Origin of the sequence: Klebsiella pneumoniae subsp. pneumoniae HS11286 (assembly GCF_000240185.1) — a bacterium.
Lineage (GTDB): Bacteria > Pseudomonadota > Gammaproteobacteria > Enterobacterales > Enterobacteriaceae > Klebsiella > Klebsiella pneumoniae.
In genome coordinates, this window is record NC_016845.1 from 2636935 (window position 1) to 2657200 (window position 20266).

The window sequence follows — 20266 nt, forward strand, 5'->3', positions numbered from 1 at the left end:
CCTCGTTATTCAATAACACCCAGACTGGCGTTGACCGCCGTTCGAATTTTGTTAACTCCCAGGCCATAGATAACCTGGACATGGTTTCCTTTAATCAGCACGCTGCTCCCGCCGCTCTCTTTCAACAGCGTCTGCTGGATAAGGGCGGGGTCCCGCACATCAACCCGCAGACGGGTAAAACAGTTGCCCACCGCACAGACATTCTCTTTCCCTCCCAGCCCGGCAATCACCAGCGCGCCTTTATCCGGATGCTCGCTATTAGCCTGTTGCGAATGCTCATCTTCGGCTGCGGTTTCGCGGCCCGGGGTGAGCAGCCGCAGACGGGTAATACAGAAGGTGCCGACCAGGTACATGGTCGCGGTTTCCAGCAGACCGAGGGCGACAAACACCGGCCAGCGCGTCGCGCTGACTCCCGCCGGGAGGTTATAGACGACGAAATCGATGAGACCGTTAGTGGCGCAGACCCTGACGTGAAGCAGCCAGGCCAGCATCTGGAAAAAACCGTCCAGCAGGGAGTAGATAAGCCACAGCAATGGGGCGGTGAAGATAAAGAGAAACTCAAAAGGTTCGGTGATCCCCACCAGGACGGAGGTAACAATCAAGGGGATCAGCGTGACTTTCAACCGCTGCTTATTCTCCGGTTTCGCCGTACGGTAGAAGGCGAGCGCCATGCCGGCGGTGCCAAAAATCTTCACCATCCCATAGGTGAGGAAACGGGCGGAATCACTGAGCGCGTCAACGGGGTGGCGGGCGATTTCGGCCAGGAAAATAGGCTTAGCGCCAATGACGGTCTGACCATCGATCAGCAGCTGACCGCCGATAGAGGTAAAAACGAACGGCGACCAGATCAGATGATGCAGCCCGGTGGGGATCAGGAACCGGTTGAGAAAGCCGTACAGGAAGACCCCGATGGCGCCAAAGGATTTCATAAAGCCGGTCAGCGCCGAGATGCCCAGCTCCACTACCGGCCAGAGATAGACGGTGGCGATGGCGAACATGCCAACCAGCGGCAGCATCACGATCAGCACCAGCTTACTGTTGCCGTAGATCGACAGCGCGCCGCGAAACTCAATCCCAACCACGCGATTATGGACAAAGGCGACAGCGCAGCCAAGGATAATCCCAAGGAATACGCCCATATCGATAACCTGAAAACCGAAGATAAAAGTTTGTCCGCTGCCGTACAGTTGCGCGTTGGTGGTTCCGGTCGCCAGGCGATGGGTGAGGGTTAGCCAGCTATTATTCGCCGCCAGGTACATCAGCCAGGTCATGGCCGCCACGAAGGCCGCTTCGGCCTTGCGGGTTTTCGCCAGACCGCTGGCCAGCCCAAGGCAGAACAGAAACCCAAGATGGTTCATCAGCGCCCAGAGCATACTGGAGACAAATTTCCCCATCAGGTAGAGCCCGCTGCTTTCATCCACCCACAGCCGGTTGGTCGTCATGCTGAACAGGGCGATCAACAGGCCGATAGCTGGCAGATACAGTACCGGCCCGATCATCGCCTTGGAAAAGTCCTGAAGCTTTTTCACTCCAATCATGGTTGTCCTCTCGTCTTTGCAGACCGCTGTCATCACCTGATGAATAGGCTTATCAGACTAGGAGCAGACCACCGGGATCCCGAGCAGGAAAAGGGCCATCTGTGACGAAAGTCATATATATTGTTGCTGGACAGATATATAAATATGGCGTGATTTATAGATGTGTCATTGTTGATTTTTTCGCTGAGAGATAAAAATAATCATTTAATTACATGAAGTTATTCATGCTTGCCGTTGACTAACGCCACTCCATCGAGACATCTAAAAGTGATTTATAAAAAGATTGCCACTGAACTGCGGACCCGCATCAACAGCGACGACTATGCCGTCGGCGATATGCTGCCCAGCGAAAAAGCGCTCGCCGCGGAGCTGAAGGTCTCGGTGATGACGCTGCGCAAAGCGCTGGCGCTACTGGAGGAAGAAAAGCTGATCGCGCGGCGGCACGGCAGCGGAACCTGCATTGTGCGTAAAAGTAACTATCATGGCGGGGAACTGGAGGGCTTTAACTACCAGATGCAGGTGGTGGGCGTCACCAACTACCGTAACAAAGTTATTGAATTTACGCTGCTTGATGCCCCGCCAGCCATTGCCCAGCAGTTAAAGATCCAGCCGGGGGAGAAAGTGTATTACGTCAGACGGCTGCGGCTGATCGATGAGGTCCCAATCCTGGTGGAAAACAGCTATATCCCCTTCGCCACCTTCCCCTGGCTCAGCGTGGGTAACCTCGAGCAGTCTAAGTTCAACTATTTCAAAAAAGAGTGCCATATCACCATCATCGAGAGCCACCGCAGCTATACCCCGGTGCTGGCGACCCGTGAGCAGGCGGAGCTGCTGCAGGTGGCGCCAAACAGCCTCCTGCTGCGGGTGCAGTCGATCAGCTACGCCCAGAACCGGGCGATCGTCGATTTCTCAGAGATCTACCAGAACACCAGTAAGTACAATGTGAAGCACATTACCCGCCGCTAGAGGATTCAGACCAGCCATCCCCGGGCGATCAGCTCTATCCCCAGCGCCAGCAGGAACAACAGAAAGCCCTGACGAAAGCGCTGCGGGCTGAGACGCGAGCGGATCCGCTGTCCCAGCCACATGCCGAGCAGCGCCGGCAACAGCGCCAGCGCCGAAAATAGCCATGCATCATCATGCCAGCCATCGTGCAGGGCGAGGCCGGCCGCCAACGCCAGGGTGGAAAGGGTGAACGACAACCCCAGGGCCTGCACCAGCTCGTCGCGACGAAAGCCCAGCGCCTGTAGCCAGGGAACGGCCGGAATAACAAATACCCCGGTCGCCCCGGTGATAACGCCGGTCAGCCCGCCCATGAGCGGCGACAGCCACTTCTCCACGCGGCCGGAAACCTGAAACACCGGACTGCAGAGCGCATACCCGGCATAGACTATCAATGCGGCGCCAAGCGCCAGCGCCGACCACCGAGGATTGAGGCCGATCAGCAGTGAGGATCCGGCCAACGTGCCAATAATAATCCCGGTCATCATAAACCAGAGACGGCGTACAATCTGCGCCAGCGCCGGGCCTGCCAGTAACTGCCAGAGATTGGTGAGCAGCGAGGGAAGGACCAGCAGCGCCGCTGCGGCCTGCGGCGGCATCAGCAGGCCAAGCAGGCCCATCGCCACGGTGGGCAATCCCATGCCGGTCACCCCTTTGACCAGCCCGGCGGCAATAAAGATCAACAGGAAAGAGATCGTGTGTAAATCGAACATTATGGCTCACTTTTCAGGGGAGAAAGGGGCATTGAAACAGCTGGTCGTGAGGGCCACAATGCGGTATGTTGGCCATAGACTACGGAAAAACCGAAGGGAAAGGAGGGCCTGATGCGACTGGATCTGGCCGATCTGCGGCTATTTATCGCCATCGTGGATACCGGCAGTATCACCGGCGGAGCGGCGAATGCCCATCTGGCCCTGGCGTCCGCCAGTGAGAGGCTGCGCAAGATGGAGGCCGAGATCGGCGTGCCGCTGTTGCACCGTCATGCCCGCGGGGTGACGATGACAGAGGCCGGGGAGGTACTGGCGCGCCATGCCCGCCCGCTTCTTGCGCAGCAGCAGCGTCTGCGCCAGGCGATGCACGCCTTCGCCTGCGGTCAGCGGGGGACGCTGCGCCTGTTCGCCAACACCTCGGCGATGTCGGCCTTTCTGCCGGGGAAGCTCGCCGCCTGGATGGCAGCGCACCCGGCGGTGCAGATCGAAACCGAAGAACGCACCAGCGCGGATATCGTCAGCTGTATCCTGGCGGGCGTGGCGCAGGCCGGAGTGGTGTCCGATGCGGTCGACCCCGGGCCGCTGCGCCTCGATCCCGTCGCTGACGACCCGCTGGTGCTGATCGTGCCGCCAGCTCGCCCTCTGGCCGAAAAAGAGGAAGTGGCGTTTGCGGCGGTGCTCAACGAGCCGTTGGTCGCCCTCTATCAGACCAGTGCGCTACAGCAGCATATCGAACAGCACGCAGCTGAACTCGGCCAGGCGCTAAACGTTCGGGTCAGGATGAGCCATTTTGCAGGGCTTTGCGAGATGGTGGCGCACGGCGCCGGCGGGGCGATCCTGCCGCGCGTTATTGCCGAGCGTTACCGGCAGCGCTATTCGTTTGCCGTCATCGGGTTACAGGACCGCTGGGCGCAGCGCCGTTTGTGCCTGTGCTACCAGGATGACGCCAGCCTGTCGCCAGCGATGCGCCGCTTACTGGAATGGCTTCGTCAGCCTTGAGAATATCAGTGACAGTGTCACTTTTCATGCCCGTTATTGCTACTGACATCCGTGCCAGAGATGCGATAGTAGAGGTCCGCTTTTATTAAGACGCGAATCAGGACAGACAAGATGAGTACATTACCAAAGGTCGCGGTGCTGGGACTCGGCGCCATGGGACACGCTTTTGCCAGTAACCTGCTGAAAAACGGCTTTACCGTTGCCGGCTGGAACCGTTCGCCAGCCCGCGGCGAAGACTTACAGGCGCATGGGTTATCTCTGCACGCCACGCCGCAGCAGGCGGTGGCCGATGCCGAGGTGATCATCAGTATGCTCGCCGACGGCGAGGCCACCCTCGAGGTACTGGCGCAAATCGCGCCCGCCTCTCAGCCGCAGGCGATCTATTGCCAGATGGGCACCATTGGCCTGCCGGAGACCCGGCAGGCCATCGCGTTGTTGCGGGAACTTCAGCCAGCGATGACCTATATCGATGCCCCGGTGTCGGGGACCAAAGCCCCCGCGGAGAAGGCACAGATCCTGGTGCTCGCCAGCGGAGATAGGGAAAAGGGCGCCGCTGCCGAACCGGTGTTTGCGGCTATCTCCCGCGGGACGCAATGGTTTGGCGAGGCGGGCAACAGCCAGAAAATGAAGCTGGTCCTCAATGCCTGGCTGATTTCGATGATGCAGGGCATCGCGGAGAGCGCCCAGCTGGCGAAGACGCTGGGCTTCACCCCCGACCAGCTGTGGAGCGCCCTGGAAGGCGGCCCGCTGGCGGCGCCCTATGTCAAAGTGAAACTGGACGCCATCGCCAGCGAGCAGTATACCCCGCAGATGCAGCTGGCGCATGCCCTGAAAGATGCCCGGCTGGCGCTTTCCCTGGCCGAGCCGCACACCATGCCGGGGCTGGAAAACATCGCCGAACTGTGGCAGCAGGCGGCGGACGCGGGATATGCCGGAGAGGATTTGTCTGCGGTATATCAGTGGCTGTCGCCGTCGTCAAAAGCGTAGTTTCCTACCCACGCCAGGAAAGAAGTGGCCATAGTGGCCACTTATCCTGGCGGATGGGGCATCAATTCGAATCTACCGTACGTTAGCTTAAGCTATCAATCCATTCGCTCTGGCGCGGATTCAGCCGGCGATAACAGTGTACCGACACCGCCAGCTGCGTCAGGTCGGTGAAGACCATCGGATCGAGCTGTATATGCTTTTTAATTTGCTGCAGCCGATAGGTGAGCGTATTACGATGAATCCCCAACAGCAGCGACGTTTTGCCCGGTTCGGCATTATTGGCAATAAAGCTGCTCAGGGTATCCAGCAGCACTTCGCCGGAATCATGCTCAAGCAGCTGGCGTACGTTATTGATAAAAAAATTGACCATATAGCTGTCTTCCAGCACCCTGAACAGGCAGAGCATTGCCATTTCGCGAAAGTAGTAGATCTGCCGCTGCGGCTGCACTTTGCTACCCACTTCGATCACCGAGCGGGCGAACCGAATGGCCTCGCGAATGTCCGGGGCGCTGTCCGCCTGCACGCCAATCCCGATATGGTAATGGCTTATCTGATTACTCAGTACAAACTCAATGCCCCGCAGCAGAGTTTCCTGGGCTTCGCTTAGCGCGTTGAGGATCAATATTTCATGGCTGCCCAGCAAAATAACGTCACTTACGCCGGAGAGCTGCGAGAATTCCCGCAACAGCGTACTCAGTATGTCGCTTAACTGATGCTGTTCGACCTGCACGGTCACTACGATCGGAACCCGCGGTGTATCAAAATCGAAACCAAGTTCCAGCAGGCGATGAAGCGCTTCTTGCCCGGCGGGCGTAGCCCCTTGTTCCAGATACTGACAAAACAAGGTGTCACGCAGACGTTGCCGCCAGTTGGTTTCCCGCATCTCTATGGCCTGGCGGACCAGCAGTTCGGCGGTGAGCACCGCCAGTTCAGCATAGCGGCTTATCGCCGCGGGATCGCCGCTGATGCCTACCACCATCACCACGCGATCGTCATAGATAATGGGATGATTAATACCAGGATGCACGTTGTGAAAACGCGCGGCTTCCGCGGCGTTGTTAATACAAATGCGTTTCCCGGTGCGTATTACCTCCCGGGCGACTTCATGCTGTTCGCCGATACGATGCCGTTCACCTGAGGCAATGATCTGTCCATGATGGTCAATGACATTCACGTTATGATGAATTATCGCCATTGCCCGGGCGACAATTTCATTAGCCAGCGCTGTTGTAATAATCATACAGTTATCCGCTTATGTGCCTCTCCGTGCCACCCGCTCAGAAAGGTTCGTAGAACATTCTCCGCGGCGTCGGCGAGGAGCGGTTCGCATGTGTTCATCGACTCTGCCAGCGCCATAGGGCGCTGGCAAATAGACCACATTGCGTCAATATGGTGTTGATATAATTGCCGGCTGCTCTCATCACGCCCGCCGCAAAGGGCCACAACCGGCACGCCATGGCGTGCGGCTTTGCCTGCCACGCCCACCGGGGCCTTACCAAAGGCGCTCTGCCGATCGAGCCAGCCTTCACCCACGATCGTCAGCGCGGCATCGCGAAGATGGTCGTCGGCGTTAAGCAGCTCCAGCACCAGGTCAATGCCCGGACGCAGCGTGGCGCCGGTATAGGCGATAAGCGCAGCCCCCATACCGCCCGCGGCCCCGGCGCCGGGCCGTCCGCTGACGTCGAATCCGAGGGTTTGCGTAAGCAGCTGGCTATAATGCGCCATTCCCGCCTCCAGCTCGCAGAGCGCCGCCTCGTCCGCGCCTTTCTGCGCCCCATACACCCAGGTGGCGCCATGCTCGCCAAGCAGAGGGTTAGTGACATCGCAGGAGGCCTGTATTTCGCTTTGCTGTAGACGCGGGTCCAGACCGCTCAAATCGATGCGCTGAATATGCGCCAGGTCCTGACCTGCCGCGGGAGCCGGCAGCAGGGTGCCGTCCTTACGCCAGAATCGTGCGCCGAGCGCCTGGGCAAAACCGATGCCGCCATCGTTGGTCGCGCTGCCGCCCAGGCCGATAATCAAATGCCGACACCCGGCGTCCAGCGCCGCCTTTACCTGTTCGCCCAGCCCGTAGCTGCTGGCCTGACGCACATCCCGCTGCGCTGGCGGCGTGAGTTCGAGCCCACAGCTTTGCGCCATCTCGATAATGGCCCGCTCGCCGGGCAGGATCAGGAAATCCGCCTGCAGGTAGAAGCCATAAGGCGAGGTACAGCGCTGCTGTTGCCACACCGCCCCCTTAAGCAACGGACTATCCGCCAGAGTCGACAGCAGTCCCTCTCCGCCGTCGGACACGGGCATTTCGACCAGCTCCAGCGTCTGGTCAACCCGGCGCAATCCCTGGGCTACCGCTGCGCAAGCGGCCTGCGCGCTACAGCTACCTTTAAACGAATCCAGCGCGATAACAATCTTCATACGTTCTCCTGCGTTAATGCGCTTTGCGCGGCGTTTTATCGGTGGTCATGAGCTGTAATAACATCCCCAGCAGCGCACATCCCGCCATGGTAAAGAAGGCGTAGATATAACCCGCTGGATTTTCCCAGCCGCCGCCAAACTGAATGAGCCAGCCCATAAGCAATGGCGAAATGCCGCCGCCGATAAACATCGCCGTGGTGATAATTCCGTTAGCGGTAGAGGTGGCGCGTTCTTCGGCGGAGTCCGACGCCATGGCGTAGTAGATAGGCCACACGGCGTTGGCCACCAGGCCAAAAAATAGCTGAATGGCGATAAGGCGCGGCATATTGGTGGCGAAATAGAACAGCGCAATGCCGATACTCATCCACAGACCGCAGACGATCAGGGTTCGTTTACGGCCAAAGCTATCCGACAGCCAGGGCCAGATTACCTGACCCAGGGTACCGGTAAGCGTGAAGATAATACTCAGCCCGGCGGACGCCGCCAGCGACAGGCCGGAGACGTGATAAAGATACGGGGGCAGTACAACGTTAATGCCCATATAGACGATTTGCGTCAGCAGGGTATTGCCCGCCGTCAGCGAAATATTGCGGTTGCGCAGGGTGCGTAAAAAGGTCTTCATCCCTTCGCCTTTGGCGACATGGCTGCTTTCCTGCGTCGCCGGGCGCGTCAACCCCTGGCTGTCGATATGCTGATAAAGCGTGTTGATGCGGTCGGCGGTAGAATATTTTGCCCAGAAGATCATTAGCGGGATGGCGACGAGCAGCGCCAGCAGGAAGCAGTAGCGCCAGCTGCCTTCGCCAAACGTGGCAAGCACCAGGCTTGCCACCACGCCGCTCAGCAGCGCGCCAATCGGATAGCCGGTATGATGCACCCCCAGCGCAAAACCGCGCTTCTCTTTCGGCCACCACTCCGCGGTGTTGCTGACGCCGACGGGTTCGCCCCAGCCGGCCCCAAGGTTGACGCCCACGCGCAGCAGCACAAAGGCCGTCAGCCCGTGGCTGATCGCTTTAATCCCGGAAATAAAAGACAGCGCGGTATAGCCCAGCACCAGCGGTACCTGAAAGCGCGCTCGTTTCCAGCCAGACCCGTAGCGATCGCTCCAGATGGAGCCGGGAATATCCAGCACCGCAAGGGCTACCATGATCAGGGCGACGATATTGCCCCACTGTTCCGGCGAGAGCGAGAACTCCTTAGAGATGACCGGGCCAAGGCGCAGGATCATCTCGCGATCGTAGGCGTTAAGCACCCAGATTAGCCAGCAAACCAGTAGCGAAACCCAGGAGAAGCGATGTATCAGCCGCTTTTTGCCACGTTGTTCACCGGCAGGTGTGTGATTGATTGTTGTCATAGTCGTGTTTACTCCGCGGCGTCGCGACAGCATGATGCGCGCCGCCTGGTGTCAGGGTCAGAGTCAGTTCGCCGGGTATTATTGTTATCGCGGCGAGCCGGTGATTCGTTTAGCCGGCGAAGCGCCGTTCCGCTACGCCGGTCACGCCCAGGTCGTAAATGGCGAACAGGCTGCCGCGCAGCTGATTATCTTCCGGGAAGCGCGGCAGGGGCGGCTGCGCCATGGAGGTGACGTACAGCACATCAAGGTTTTCGCCGCCGAACATCACGCTGGTCACTTTTTTCACCGGCATCTCAATGATGCGATCGACCTTGCCCTCCGGGGTATAGCGCACCAGCTTGCCCGCGTAGACCAGCGCGTTCCACAGATAGCCTTCGCTGTCCACGGTGGCGCCGTCCGCCGCGCCGCCTTCGCTGCGATCGACATGGCAAAAGACCCGTTCGCCGGAAAGATCGCCGGTCGCGGTGTTGTAGTCCCAGGCGCAGATTTCGCCCGTCCAGGTATCGGCAAAATAGAAGGTCTCGCCGGAGGGGCTCCAGCAGGGGGCGTTAGAGACGATAATGTCTTTCTTCAGCACGTGCAGGGACAGATCGGGGTCCAGGCGATATAGCGCGCCGCTCGGTTCCTCTTCGCGCATATCCATTGACCCGAACAGAAAGCGTCCCTGACGATCGACTTTGCCGTCGTTGAGCCGGTTAAAGGGTCGGTCCGCTTCCGGATGGTGCAACAGCGTCAGCTCGCCGCTGGCGAAGTCGAGCAGATGAACGCCATTCTGCAGCGCCACCACCGCGCCTTCGCCGTTCTGGCGCAGGGCGAAAGAGCCAATTTTCTGTCGCACGTCCCAGCTCTTGATCGCGCCGCCCTGCGCGTTGCAGGCGAACAGGCGCCCGTCGAGGCTGTCCACCCACCAAAGACGCTGCTGTTCGACATCCCAGACCGGGCTTTCGCCGAGTCGGGTTTTTAAATCCAGTAACACTTCAATACGCATAATGGCCTCCTGATTACACTTTTTCGCCGTGGGCCTGTTTCGCCGATACGGAGCCTGGGGATGAGGAACTTTTGAGAAACAGGGACACCAGCGCGCCGATAATCAGTAGCGCGACAGCGAACCATAAGCCGGACGTTGCCGCACCGGTGCGGTCCTCAAACGCGCCGAGAATAAACGGCCCGAGAAAGCCCCCGCACAGCCCGAGGCAGTTGAGCAGGCCGAAGCTGCCCGCCAGCATATGCCCGCTCATGATGGATGGGAGCCAGTTAAAGATGATGGATTGCATAGCGAAGAACATGAAAGCGGCCAGCGAGAAGCCAAGCAGCGCCACACCGTGGCCGGCAATGGCGCCAATCGCCATGCCGGTCGCCATGACCAGATATCCGGCCATCAGCATGCTGCGGGAACGCTGTTCCGTGCGGGCGAATCGCGGCAGCAGGATCCCACCCGCGGCGGCGGCAATCCACGGGATGGCGGTCAGCAGACCAACCTGCAGCGGAGTAAGCTGGCCCCAGCTACCGATGATCCCCGGCAGGAAATAACTCAGGCCGTAAACCGAAAACTGGTGGGTAAAGTAAATCAGCACCAGCAACAAAAACACTCGGGTGGACAGCGCGGTTTTCAGGGAGAAACGGCTCGGCGTATGGCGCGTTTCCTCGGCTTCTTTCGCCAGTACCGCGTTAATGGCTTGCACATCGTCGCTGTCCAGCCAGCGGGCGTCGGCTGGTTTATCCGGCAGTCTGCGCCAGACGACGAACGCCAGCGCTATCGCAGGCAGCCCTTCGATAAAGAACATCCACTGCCAGCCGTGCCAGCCGGACATGCCATCAAGGCTTAATAACAATCCGCCCAGCGGCGCGCCGATAATATTGGCCAGACAGACCCCCAGCAGGAACAGGCCGGTGGCTTTTGCGCGCTCTTCGCGGCCAAACCAGAGGGTGAGGTAGTAAATAATGCCCGGATAGAGTCCCGCTTCGGCGGCGCCGAGCAGAAGGCGCATCACGTAAAGGACGTAGGCCCGGTGACAAACGCCATACCGCAGGAGAGGATGCCCCAGGTAATCATGATGCGAGCTATCCAGCGCCGTGCGCCAATCCGGGTGAGAAACAGGTTACTGGGGATCTCCAGCACTGCGTAGGTGAGAAAAAACAACCCGGCCCCGAGGCCGAATGCGGTTGCGGAAAGGCCGATATCCACCGACATGGTCGCTTTCGCCATGCCAATATTGGTACGATCAATAAAGCTGATGATGTACGCCACGATAAGCAGCGGCATCAAATGGCGGTAGATTTTTTTATGGGTGCGTTGCAGCTGCGTCCCGTTTACCGCCTTTTCATTTATTGCGGACATGGTTATTATTTCCCCGTATTCGTGGTCAGAAGCCTTGCCGGGATCGAGACGATCCCGTTCGTCAGCTCACAGGTTGTCGCCGGGTGCTGACCCGAACGACGCCCGGCCCGAAGCCCCACTTCGGGCCGTCTTTTGCTAAGCGCCTTCGCGCTCGAACAGCATAGAAATCCCCTGGCCGCCGCCGATGCACATGGTGACCAGACCAGTGCGTGCGCCGCTGCGCGCCATTTCATACATCAGTTTGACAGGCAGGATCGCACCGCTGGCGCCTACCGGGTGGCCGAGAGCGATCGCGCCGCCGTTGACGTTAACGCGGGCCGGGTCGAGACGCAGATCGTTCATCACCGCCAGCGCCTGAGCGGCGAAAGCCTCATTGAGTTCAATTAAATCAATGGACTGCACATCTATATTGAGACGGTCCATCAGGCGTCGGGTGGCGGGAGAGGGACCAAACCCCATAATCTCCGCCCCGCAGCCGGCGACCGCCCAGCCGCGAATGCGCATGCGCGGGGTTAAGCCGCGTTTTTCCGCCTGCTGGCGGGTCATCATCACCAGCGCCGCCGCGCCGTCGTTAATGCCCGATGAGTTGGCCGCCGTCACCACGCCGTCGGCTTTAAACGCCGGACGCAGCGTGGCGAGCTTTTCACGCGGGGTGTCGCGCGGGTGTTCATCGGTCGCAAACAGGCGGGTCGCTTTTTTGCCGTCCGGCACCTCAAGGGCCAGGATCTGCTCGCGAAAGCGACCCTCCGCGATCGCCTTCAGCGCCTTCTGCTGGCTCGACCAGGCAAAATCGTCCATCGCTTCGCGGGTAATACCGAAGCGTTGCGCGACGTTTTCCGCGGTGATGCCGTTGTGATAAGGGCCTTCCGGCCAGGTGAGAATGGAGATCAGGCCATCTTCCAGCTCGCCATGGCCCATGCGATAGCCATCGCGCGCTTTACGCAGGTAGTAGGGCAGCTGGGTCATATTTTCAGTGCCGCAGGCGACGACCACCTCGGCCTGGCCGCTTTGCAGCTGCATCATGCCGTCCGCCAGGGCCTGAAGTCCGGAACCACACTGGCGGTTAACGGAATAGGCGGTGCTCTCCTGCGGGATCCCCGCGCGCAGTTGGCAGATGCGGGCGATAAAACCGCTTTCGGCGATTTGCCCGACGTTGCCGACGATCGTTTCGTCGATATCCTGCGGCGCAATCCCGGCGCGGGCGATCGCTTCGCGAATGACGGCGGCCCCAAGGTCATGCTGATGGGTATGTTTAAGACTGCCGTTAAACGTGCCAATAGCGGTACGGACGCCGCTGACAATCACAATATCATTAGCCTGGGTCATTGTTTTTCTCCTTACAGCACCATGCCGCCGCCGACGTTAATCACTTCACCATTGATATAGCGCGCGCCATCGGACGCCAGAAACGCCACGCACTCGCCGACGTCTTTCGCCTCGCCGGCGTAACCCGCGGGAATTTTGCTGATCATGATTTGCCAGACGTTTTCCGGTACGCCGCGCGTCATGTCGGTATCGATAAAGCCCGGGCAGATGGCATTCACCGTGACACCTTTTTTCGCCAGTTCGCGGCAGGCGGTTTTGGTCATTCCCACCACGCCGGCTTTTGACGCCGAATAGTTGGTTTGCCCGACGTTGCCAAGCCAGCTGGCGGAAGCGATATTGATAATGCGGCCCGCACCGCGCTCGCGCATGCGGATAGCGGCCTGCTGCATACAGAGGAAAGTGCCTTTCAGATTAACGTCGATAACCGTGTCCCAGTCCGCTTCCGTTAATTTGTGCAGCATGGCGTCGCGGTTGATTCCGGCGTTATTCACCAGAATGTCTACCGGGCCAAACGCCTCTTCGGCCTGGGAAAACAGGGCTTCGACCTGCGTTTTTTCAGCGATATTGCAGCTGATAAACAGCGCCTGTGCGCCCGATTCGCGCAGGGAAGCGGCGGCGGCTTCGCCGTGTGCATCACGATCGGCGATAATCACTCGCGCGCCTTCCCGCGCAAGCACCTGGGCAATGCCAAAGCCGATACCGCGTGCGGCGCCGGTGACAATGGCGGTTTTACTGGCAAGTTTCATAGCAACGTTCCTTATGAGTCAGAGGATGAATTCCGGGACAGATGTTCCGCGAGACCGCAGGGCGGCGGGGCGAACAATCGGCTGTCCATAACCTGAAGATCCGCGGCGATCGCCGGATGAAAATCCATATGCGCCAGGATGTCGCGCTCAAGATCGATGCCGGGGGCGATTTCCGTCAGCACCGGTCCTTCCGGGCGCAGTTCGAAAACCGCCCGTTCGGTGACGTAATGCATGGTTTGTCCTTTGGCGCGGGCCAGTTCGCCGTTGTAAGAAATCTGGTTTACCCCGGCGACGAATTTACGCACTTCGCCTTCGCGGCGGATATGCAGCGCCCCGTGTTCACAGGCGATCTCCAGCCCCTTGGCGGTAAAAGAGGAGCAGAACACGACGTGGCGGGCATTCTGGGTGATATCGATAAAACCGCCCGCGCCGGGGCAGGATGCGCCGAGCCGTGTGGCATTGACGTGCCCGTGCGGGTCCATCTCGCCGGCGCCCATAAAGGTGATGTCGACCCCTGCGCCGTTGTAGTAGAGCATTTGATCCTGGTGGCTAATCATCGCGCTCAGATTACGGCCGATACCGAAATCCACGCCACCCGCCTGCTGCCCGCCGTAGATCCCTGACTCGACGGTGATGGTGACCTGCTCCCCGAGCTGTTCCTCGTGAATGATGGCGCCAATCACGTCATTGGGAATACCGGTGCCGAGATTGATGACGCAGCCGGGGGTCAGATAGCGGCAGGCAATCCGCCCGATAAGCTTGCGCAGGTCCAGCGGCAGCGGCGCATTTTGCGCGGCGGGCAGCTGGATATCGCCGCACAGCGCTGGGTCGAAGGCCCAGCTTGAAGTCTGGCGGTGATCCGTCTGCGGCTCTTCGCACACCACAATGGCGTCGATCAGGTTGCCGGGAACGGTGATGCTTTTCGGATGCAGCGAGCCTTTCGCTACGCGATATTTCACCTGCGCCAGCACCTTCGCCCCGTAGCGTCTGGCGGCGAGAACGGCGTGCAGGACTTCCAGCTTCATCACCTCTTCATCGGTCGTGAGGTTGCCGTCTTCATCAGCATGGGTGCCGCGCACAATGACCACGTCCAGAGGAAGAGCCGGATAAAACAGATATTCGTCGCCGCGAAACGTGACGTGCTCGATCAGATTGGGTCGTTCGCGGGTGCGGGCGTTCATCCTTCCGCCCTCTATGCGCGGATCGACAAAGGTACCGAGACCGACGGGAGAAAGCCGCCCCGGCAGTCCGGCGGCCATCGCGCTATAGAGATGAACGATCTGCCCCTGCGGCAGGCACCAGGCTTCCACTTCGTTGTTGTTGATCATCGCCATCCAGCGCGGCGCCAGGCCCCAGTGCGAACCGATAAGGCGGGTCACCATACCCGGATGGGCAAAGTGCTGGATACCGCGCTGGCGATCGCTTTGCCCCGCGGCATGCAGTAGCGTCAGGTCACGCGGTTCGCCCGTGGTCAGAAAGCGCGCTTCGATGGCGCTTAAAATGGACTCCGCCGCGCCGATAAGCGTCATCCCGACGGTGCAGACGGTGTCGCCGCTGGCGACCCACCGCGCCGCCTCATGGGCGTCGATAAATTTGCTGCTCACTTTTTATCCTCCGTTGATAGCGTGATGATGGATTCTGCGAGACGCGTTTTGAGCTGCTGTTTGCTCACTTTGCCGTTGTGGGTACGCGGTAAAGCACGGGTGAAAATAATGCGCGCCGGTAGCTTAAAACGGGCGATTTTGACCTTCAGCCAGTCGAGGATCTCTTCGCTGGTCAGGTGATGCTGGCCATCCGGCACGATAAACGCCACGGGCTCTTCGCCGTAGACCGGGCTGGGGGTCGGGATGACGGCAACTTCCCGTACTCCCCGATAGGTAGAGAGAATGTTTTCCAGCTCCAGTGAGTAAATTTTCTCGCCGCCGCGATTGATCATGTCCTTGCTGCGGTCTTTGATGTACAGCCAGCCTTCGTCGTCGAGATAGCCCAGATCGCCGGTACAAAACCAGCCCTGCGCATCGCAGCTCGGGCGTCGCTCGCTGTGCTGCCAGTATTCGCGGATCACCACATCGCCTTTTAGCCAGATATGGCCGATTTGTCCGGCGGGGAGGGGCTGCTGGCGATCGTTGCGGATGGTAATGGCGAGACCCGGGATCGCCTGACCTGAACTGCCGCATTTATCGCTGCCCCAGACGTCGCCCGGAAAAATCGTCGCAGGCGAGGTCGTTTCGGTGAGGCCGTAGATCGGCTGAATCGCGGTATGCGGGAACAGGGTTTTTAACTCCTTGATCAGTCCATCGCTCAGGTGGCCCGCGCCGCAGGCAATCGTGCGCAATGCCGGAAAATCGCCGGGATGGCTGGCGCTCTGCTCACGCGCAGCCTGACAAAGAAGGATAAAAATGGTGGGCGAGCCGTGCAGAAAGGTAATGTTCTGCTCGCGCAGGGTGGTGATCACCTGCGGGGCATTGAACCGATGCTGCAGCCAGATGCTCGCGCCGAGGCTAATAAACAGCGCCAGCAGCGCCGACAGGCCGGTGATGTGATAGATAGGCACCGCCAGAATGGTGCTATCCGCGGCGGTGAGATTCAGTTTTTGCGTATAGGCGTCAATCGCGCAGAGCAGGTTATTGTGGGTGATAATCGCCCCTTTAGGCTCTCCGGTGGTGCCGGAGGTGAACATCATCACCGCCGTATCGTCGCGGTTAACCGGGACCGGCGGGCGGGTCAGCGGTTCGGGAAGGCAGAGCGCCTGCCATTCGCTGAGTGAAACCGCACGCGCGTCAGGGGTGTTTTTCAGCCAGTCCTGTACGGTCGCATCGAACAGGACAACCTGGGGAGCGATATGGCCTACCAGCGCCTCGCTTTCGGCCTGCTTAAGCTTGGTGCTGAAAGGCACCACTTCGATGCCCAAACCCAGCGCGGCAAAAAGGACTTCGCAAAAAGCGGGGTGATTGCCCCAGGCCAGCAGAATACGGTCGCCTTTGCGCAGCGACCAGCCGCGATCAAGCTGCGCCATCGCCCGCTGTACCCGCAGATGAAAATCGCGGTACAGATAGCGCCGATCCTCAAACGCCAGCGCCAGGGCATCCGGGCTGCGGGCGGCGCTGTGGCTCAGGGCCTGGTACAGATTCTGGAAGTCGGCGGAGGTGCTGTTCATGTGTCTCTCCTGATATCGCGTATTGAGTAGGAGTAGTCTGGGGAAATTCAGGAGAGGAAATTGCCGAATGGCTCACAATAGAAAATCAACAAAACAGAAGCAATTTTGTAACATTGCACAATGGGCAGGAGAGACCGGGTGGGGGAGAGATATCCGCGAATCAAACCGACGTGAATAATGCCAGAGGACGCTATCTTTTAGACCCGTATTAACCGGGCCTAAAAGAGTGAAGGGGTCAGCCCTGCCGCTTAGCGTTTACAGGCATCGAACTCGAGCCGTTCGCCATCGGGGCCGCGAATAAGCAGGAAGCGCACGTTGTCTTCTTCTATCGGCCCTTCATCGAGCGGATAACCGAGCGCCGCCAGCCGCTGCTGCACCGCATCCAGGTCGCTGACTTCCAGCGCCAGATGATCGATACCGCAGCGAGGGGCGTCAAAGGGCGTTCCAGCGGGAAGCTGATACAGCTCGAGGACGGCGCCCGCCATTTCCAGGAACGCAACTTCAATAGTGCCCTGTGGCGATGGCTTGCTAAACCGCTGCTGGCGCTGAAAGCCCAGCGGTTCATAGAAGGCAAGCGAACGCGTTAAGTCACTGACCTGATAGCCAATATGAGCAATCGTGTTGATAAGTTCGCGCATGTTATACCCCCTTACGCACGCACCAGAAGCCGTAGAAAGCGACATACACAAAGCACAGGAGCGGAGCGATAAAGGCGATTTGCATATTGCCGCCGTTCATATCCGAGATAATGCCCATCACCAGAGGAATTACGGCCCCGCCGATAATCGACATCACCACGATCGAGCCTGCGGTCTGGGTATCTTTCCCCATCCCTTTGATCACCAGACCAAAGTTCGTCGGCCAGCATGGCGCCATACAGAAGCTGACCAGAATGAGCGCATAGACCGCCAGCATTGAACCGCTGAAAACGGCAATCAGTAACAGGGCGGTGGCGGCCAGGGCAAACGTTCCGAGCAGCATCGCCGGATTCAGACGGTTCATCAACCAGGTGGCCACGGTTTTTCCCACGGCGTAAATCACCAGAGAAGCCAGCAGCCAGTAAGTCGCGGAGTGCTCGCTGGTGCCTTGCTGCACGAGCTGCACAAAGCGAATCGTGAAGCTCCATACGCCAACCTGGGCGCCGACGTACAAAAACTGCGACAGGATCCCGAGGCGAAAGCGCGGGATAGCAAACAGGCGTTTCAGCGTTGGCCCCATGCTTTCCGTCGGGAGTTGCTGTTGTTGAGCGGGCGCGCCCTTGCACGACGGGAATTTAATAAACACGAACACCAGCGCCAGCACCACCAGTACGGAGCCGATAATCAGATAGGGCCCGACCACCTGACCAACCATCTGATGGCGTGCAACGTCTGCAGCGGCGGCGGGCATCGCCAGCAGTTGTTCATGACTCGGATCGTTTTCGCCAAAGACCATCAGCTGGCCAATTAATACGCCGGAGATCACGCCCAGCGAGTTGAAGATCTGCGAAAAGTTAATACGCTGGGTGGAGGATTGAATCGGACCCAGCAGGCTGGAGTAGGTGTTTGCCGACGTTTCCAGAAAAGAGAGTCCGCAGGCGATCACTCCGAGGCAGGCGAGGAATGCGCCGTAGGTCATGATCTGTGCGGCCGGAACGAACAGGAAGCAGCCGAGGGCGTACAGGCACAGCCCAATAATAATCGCCGCTTTATAGGAAAAACGCTTAATCAGCGCCGCCGCGGGCAGGGCGACAAAAAAAGTAGCCGAGGAAAAAAATCGACTGCACCAGCGCTGTCTGGGTATCCGTTAAATCGAAGCCCTTTTTAAACTGGGCGATCAAAATATCATTCAGGTTGCCCGCCATCCCCCATAGCGCAAACAGGCAACAGACCAGTAAAAATTGCAGCCAGGGGGTATGGGGTAAATACGCACTGGTGTCCAGTTTTTCTTTTTGGACCGCTGCGTTATCGACCTTATCCGTGATTAGCGTACTCATTGAGCTATCCTCTTAATGTTTTTTATACAGTAGGGTTTATGCCATTTCATAATCAGCGGCGGCACGGAGAAGCCGTTCCTGTGCCTCCAGGTACTCAGGTAAAGATGAGGCGCCTTGCTTTTCGACACTGACGGCGGCATAGGCCGCCGCGAATCGGGCTGCGGCCTGTAGCGGTTCCCCGCAGGCCAGCCGCGCCGCCAGCGCGCCGTTGAAGGCATCGCCCGCACCGGTAGTGTCTCGGGGGTGAGAAGGAAAGCAGGGAATAGGGGATTTCACCCCATGCTCGCTCAGCAGGGCGCCGCTGGCGCCGAGAGTGATAATGACGTTGCGCGCGCCCTGAGCATGTAACACGTCGGCGGCCTCAGCCGCGGCCGTCAGACTGTCAACCCGGCGTCCGGTCATTAACCCGGCCTCCGTGGCGTTCGGTGTAAGTAAATCCACTTTGCGTAGAAGGGCGTGCTCAACGGGCTGCCAGGGCGCGGGATTAAGTATTACCAGGGCCCCGGCTTGTTTGCCGGCGTCTATGACCTGTTCAATAGCAGAAAGATTGTTCTCCAGCTGAACCAGAACCACATCCGCGCAGCCGATAGCGGGAATGCAGCCGGCGATTTCATCATCGGTCACCGTCATATTCGCGCCGGGATCGACGGCAATCATGTTTTCGGCATCGTTACCGGCGACATAAATCAGCGCATTGCCGGTGGGGATCTCTTCGGCGACCAGCAGCGTCACAGCATTGAAGCCCACGCCTTTCAGATGACGGCGGGCAAAATGGCCGAAGGTGTCATTGCCAATCTTGCCGATATAGTGGACATTTGCTCCCGCTTTTAGCGCGGCGGTGGCCTGGTTCGCCCCTTTACCTCCGGCGCTGGTCATACTTCCGCAGGCCACTAACGACTCACCTGGTACCGGAAAGCGATCCACCCTGGCGACCATGTCGAAATTGAATGAACCAAAAACACAGACTTTTCCTGACATCATTCGCTCCTCTATACCAGCTCGGGGGAGTGCAGCGCGGCGGACAGTTCGCGGGACATGGTTTCCCAGGCCAGCTCGAGCGGCATATCAGCGCGGAATAAACCGCTGCTGCCCATCACTAATATCTGTGCGCCGGCGCCCAGCAGCGCGCGGTAGGTGTTGCGGTTACAGGAGCCATCGACTTCCAGCAAGAAGCGGAGGCTGCCGGTCTCTTTGAGCTGATGAAGCTGCGTAATTTTGGCGAGCATTTCAGGAATAAACGGCTGACCGGCATAGCCTGGGTCGACGGTCATCACCGTCACCTTATCGAGCAGATGCAGATAGTGCTGGATGCTCTCAACCGGTGTGGCGGGATTGAGCACCATTCCCACCTCTTTCCCCGCCTGACGAAGCATATTGATAACCCGGAACGCTTCGCGGCAGATGGTCTCCGGATGCAGTGAGAAGGCGTCTGCGCCGGCGTCTAACAGCGCCGGTATAAACGAAGCGGGCGCTTCGACCATCAGATGGACATCGATAGGAAGCGAGGTGTAGGGACGGATCTGCGCCACAAAGCTGGCCGACAACGCCAGATTTTTGACATAGTGGCCGTCCATGATGTCGACATGCAGCCTGTCGGCTTTGCTGTTTAGAAAGCGCAGCTGTTCCGTCAGCTTCATCATGTCCATACACATCAGCGAGGGAGAAAGGTAATAACGCATAAGGCCTCATTTATTCCGGTGGTGGCTGAATTCAGGCAAAGTCTGG

The 20266-nt window shown here is 59.0% G+C and carries 20 protein-coding genes and 2 other annotated features; of the genes, 3 read left to right on the plus strand and 17 right to left on the minus strand.

Features of this window, described 5'->3' with window-relative positions; all coding sequences use genetic code 11:
• Positions 1-5: 5 nt before the first annotated feature.
• Positions 6-1538, minus strand: a complete 1533-nt coding sequence (locus KPHS_26230) for a PTS family enzyme IIC/enzyme IIB (RefSeq protein YP_005226923.1) — start codon at positions 1536-1538, stop codon at positions 6-8.
• 267 nt (positions 1539-1805) lie between these two features.
• Here KPHS_26230 and KPHS_26240 point away from each other — a divergent pair, with 267 nt between their 5' ends.
• The gene (locus tag KPHS_26240; RefSeq protein YP_005226924.1) at positions 1806-2504 is read left to right on the plus strand and encodes a putative transcriptional regulator; all 699 of its coding nucleotides are present in this window, start codon (positions 1806-1808) and stop codon (positions 2502-2504) included.
• Positions 2505-2509: 5 nt separating this feature from the next.
• On the opposite strand, the gene KPHS_26250 is transcribed toward KPHS_26240, so the two are convergent.
• The gene (locus KPHS_26250; RefSeq protein YP_005226925.1) at positions 2510-3253 is read right to left on the minus strand and encodes a sulfite exporter TauE/SafE family protein; all 744 of its coding nucleotides are present in this window, start codon (positions 3251-3253) and stop codon (positions 2510-2512) included.
• Positions 3254-3364: 111 nt separating this feature from the next.
• Between KPHS_26250 and KPHS_26260 the strand changes: the two genes are divergently transcribed.
• Together KPHS_26260 and KPHS_26270 are read left to right on the plus strand one after the other, a co-directional pair.
• Positions 3365-4249 (plus strand): transcriptional regulator LysR, encoded by an 885-nt coding sequence (locus tag KPHS_26260; protein ID YP_005226926.1) that lies wholly within the window; start codon positions 3365-3367, stop codon positions 4247-4249.
• A 111-nt stretch (positions 4250-4360) separates the two neighbouring features.
• Positions 4361-5236, plus strand: a complete 876-nt coding sequence (locus tag KPHS_26270; protein ID YP_005226927.1) for a 6-phosphogluconate dehydrogenase — start codon at positions 4361-4363, stop codon at positions 5234-5236.
• An 82-nt stretch (positions 5237-5318) separates the two neighbouring features.
• On the opposite strand, the gene KPHS_26280 is transcribed toward KPHS_26270, so the two are convergent.
• The 15 genes from KPHS_26280 to KPHS_26420 all read right to left on the minus strand — a co-directional run bounded on the left by KPHS_26280 (position 5319) and on the right by KPHS_26420 (position 20220).
• Positions 5319-6476, minus strand: coding sequence for a putative sugar diacid utilization regulator (locus KPHS_26280; RefSeq protein ID YP_005226928.1), 1158 nt, complete (start codon positions 6474-6476; stop codon positions 5319-5321).
• A complete protein-coding gene (locus KPHS_26290; protein YP_005226929.1) occupies positions 6473-7648 on the minus strand; it encodes a glycerate kinase in 1176 nt (391 codons plus the stop codon). Before KPHS_26290 ends, KPHS_26280 begins: the two co-directional genes overlap by 4 nt.
• Positions 7649-7661: 13 nt before the next feature.
• Positions 7662-9032 carry a putative general substrate transporter gene (locus KPHS_26300; RefSeq protein ID YP_005226930.1) on the minus strand — a complete coding sequence of 457 codons (1371 nt, stop codon included), beginning with the start codon at positions 9030-9032 and terminating at the stop codon, positions 7662-7664.
• 76 nt (positions 9033-9108) lie between these two features.
• Positions 9109-9987: a putative gluconolactonase gene (locus KPHS_26310; protein ID YP_005226931.1), complete on the minus strand. Its 879-nt coding sequence runs from the start codon at positions 9985-9987 to the stop codon at positions 9109-9111.
• A gap of 13 nt (positions 9988-10000) precedes the next feature.
• A complete protein-coding gene (locus KPHS_26320; RefSeq protein ID YP_005226932.1) occupies positions 10001-10987 on the minus strand; it encodes a major facilitator family transporter in 987 nt (328 codons plus the stop codon).
• Positions 10001-11337: a sequence feature (potential frameshift: common BLAST hit: gi|238894737|ref|YP_002919471.1| major facilitator family transporter), on the minus strand. It overlaps the preceding gene by 987 nt.
• The gene (locus tag KPHS_26330; protein ID YP_005226933.1) at positions 10987-11337 is read right to left on the minus strand and encodes a major facilitator family transporter; all 351 of its coding nucleotides are present in this window, start codon (positions 11335-11337) and stop codon (positions 10987-10989) included. It overlaps the preceding feature by 351 nt. Before KPHS_26330 ends, KPHS_26320 begins: the two co-directional genes overlap by 1 nt.
• Positions 11338-11472: 135 nt before the next feature.
• Entirely contained in the window at positions 11473-12663 is a 1191-nt protein-coding gene (locus tag KPHS_26340) for a putative acetyl-CoA acetyltransferase (protein ID YP_005226934.1), read from the minus strand.
• An 11-nt stretch (positions 12664-12674) separates the two neighbouring features.
• Entirely contained in the window at positions 12675-13409 is a 735-nt protein-coding gene (locus tag KPHS_26350) for a 3-oxoacyl-(acyl-carrier-protein) reductase (protein YP_005226935.1), read from the minus strand.
• A gap of 11 nt (positions 13410-13420) precedes the next feature.
• On the minus strand, positions 13421-15013 hold the full coding sequence (locus KPHS_26360; RefSeq protein YP_005226936.1) for a bifunctional putative acetyl-CoA:acetoacetyl-CoA transferase: alpha subunit/beta subunit: 1593 nt from the start codon (positions 15011-15013) through the stop codon (positions 13421-13423).
• Entirely contained in the window at positions 15010-16566 is a 1557-nt protein-coding gene (locus tag KPHS_26370; protein ID YP_005226937.1) for an AMP-dependent synthetase and ligase, read from the minus strand. Before KPHS_26370 ends, KPHS_26360 begins: the two co-directional genes overlap by 4 nt.
• A gap of 248 nt (positions 16567-16814) precedes the next feature.
• Positions 16815-17204 (minus strand): putative glyoxalase/bleomycin resistance protein/dioxygenase, encoded by a 390-nt coding sequence (locus KPHS_26380; RefSeq protein YP_005226938.1) that lies wholly within the window; start codon positions 17202-17204, stop codon positions 16815-16817.
• 1 nt (position 17205) lies between these two features.
• Positions 17206-18183: a fucose permease gene (locus KPHS_26390; protein ID YP_005226939.1), complete on the minus strand. Its 978-nt coding sequence runs from the start codon at positions 18181-18183 to the stop codon at positions 17206-17208.
• Positions 17206-18541 (minus strand) — a sequence feature (potential frameshift: common BLAST hit: gi|152970250|ref|YP_001335359.1| fucose permease). (Overlaps the previous gene by 978 nt.)
• On the minus strand, positions 18269-18541 hold the full coding sequence (locus tag KPHS_26400) for a fucose permease (protein ID YP_005226940.1): 273 nt from the start codon (positions 18539-18541) through the stop codon (positions 18269-18271). Its footprint overlaps the feature before it by 273 nt.
• Positions 18542-18577: 36 nt before the next feature.
• Entirely contained in the window at positions 18578-19519 is a 942-nt protein-coding gene (locus KPHS_26410) for a ribokinase (protein ID YP_005226941.1), read from the minus strand.
• 11 nt (positions 19520-19530) lie between these two features.
• On the minus strand, positions 19531-20220 hold the full coding sequence (locus KPHS_26420; protein ID YP_005226942.1) for a putative ribulose-phosphate 3-epimerase: 690 nt from the start codon (positions 20218-20220) through the stop codon (positions 19531-19533).
• Positions 20221-20266 lie beyond the last annotated feature (46 nt).

Excerpts from the sequence above, each read along its gene's own strand:
- KPHS_26390 (YP_005226939.1), bottom strand. The coding sequence starts at position 18,183 with ATGACCTACGGCGCATTCCTCGCCTGCCTCGGAGTGATCGCCTGCGGA.
- KPHS_26370 (YP_005226937.1), bottom strand. The coding sequence starts at position 16,566 with ATGAACAGCACCTCCGCCGACTTCCAGAATCTGTACCAGGCCCTGAGC.
- KPHS_26330 (YP_005226933.1), bottom strand. The coding sequence starts at position 11,337 with ATGTCCGCAATAAATGAAAAGGCGGTAAACGGGACGCAGCTGCAACGC.
- KPHS_26420 (YP_005226942.1), bottom strand. The coding sequence starts at position 20,220 with ATGCGTTATTACCTTTCTCCCTCGCTGATGTGTATGGACATGATGAAG.
- KPHS_26250 (YP_005226925.1), bottom strand. The coding sequence starts at position 3,253 with ATGTTCGATTTACACACGATCTCTTTCCTGTTGATCTTTATTGCCGCC.
- KPHS_26310 (YP_005226931.1), bottom strand. The coding sequence starts at position 9,987 with ATGCGTATTGAAGTGTTACTGGATTTAAAAACCCGACTCGGCGAAAGC.
- KPHS_26280 (YP_005226928.1), bottom strand. The coding sequence starts at position 6,476 with ATGATTATTACAACAGCGCTGGCTAATGAAATTGTCGCCCGGGCAATG.
- KPHS_26230 (YP_005226923.1), bottom strand. The coding sequence starts at position 1,538 with ATGATTGGAGTGAAAAAGCTTCAGGACTTTTCCAAGGCGATGATCGGG.
- KPHS_26410 (YP_005226941.1), bottom strand. The coding sequence starts at position 19,519 with ATGTCAGGAAAAGTCTGTGTTTTTGGTTCATTCAATTTCGACATGGTC.
- KPHS_26260 (YP_005226926.1), top strand. The coding sequence starts at position 3,365 with ATGCGACTGGATCTGGCCGATCTGCGGCTATTTATCGCCATCGTGGAT.
- KPHS_26340 (YP_005226934.1), bottom strand. The coding sequence starts at position 12,663 with ATGACCCAGGCTAATGATATTGTGATTGTCAGCGGCGTCCGTACCGCT.
- KPHS_26350 (YP_005226935.1), bottom strand. The coding sequence starts at position 13,409 with ATGAAACTTGCCAGTAAAACCGCCATTGTCACCGGCGCCGCACGCGGT.
- KPHS_26270 (YP_005226927.1), top strand. The coding sequence starts at position 4,361 with ATGAGTACATTACCAAAGGTCGCGGTGCTGGGACTCGGCGCCATGGGA.
- KPHS_26400 (YP_005226940.1), bottom strand. The coding sequence starts at position 18,541 with ATGAGTACGCTAATCACGGATAAGGTCGATAACGCAGCGGTCCAAAAA.
- KPHS_26290 (YP_005226929.1), bottom strand. The coding sequence starts at position 7,648 with ATGAAGATTGTTATCGCGCTGGATTCGTTTAAAGGTAGCTGTAGCGCG.
- KPHS_26380 (YP_005226938.1), bottom strand. The coding sequence starts at position 17,204 with ATGCGCGAACTTATCAACACGATTGCTCATATTGGCTATCAGGTCAGT.
- KPHS_26320 (YP_005226932.1), bottom strand. The coding sequence starts at position 10,987 with ATGCGCCTTCTGCTCGGCGCCGCCGAAGCGGGACTCTATCCGGGCATT.
- KPHS_26300 (YP_005226930.1), bottom strand. The coding sequence starts at position 9,032 with ATGCTGTCGCGACGCCGCGGAGTAAACACGACTATGACAACAATCAAT.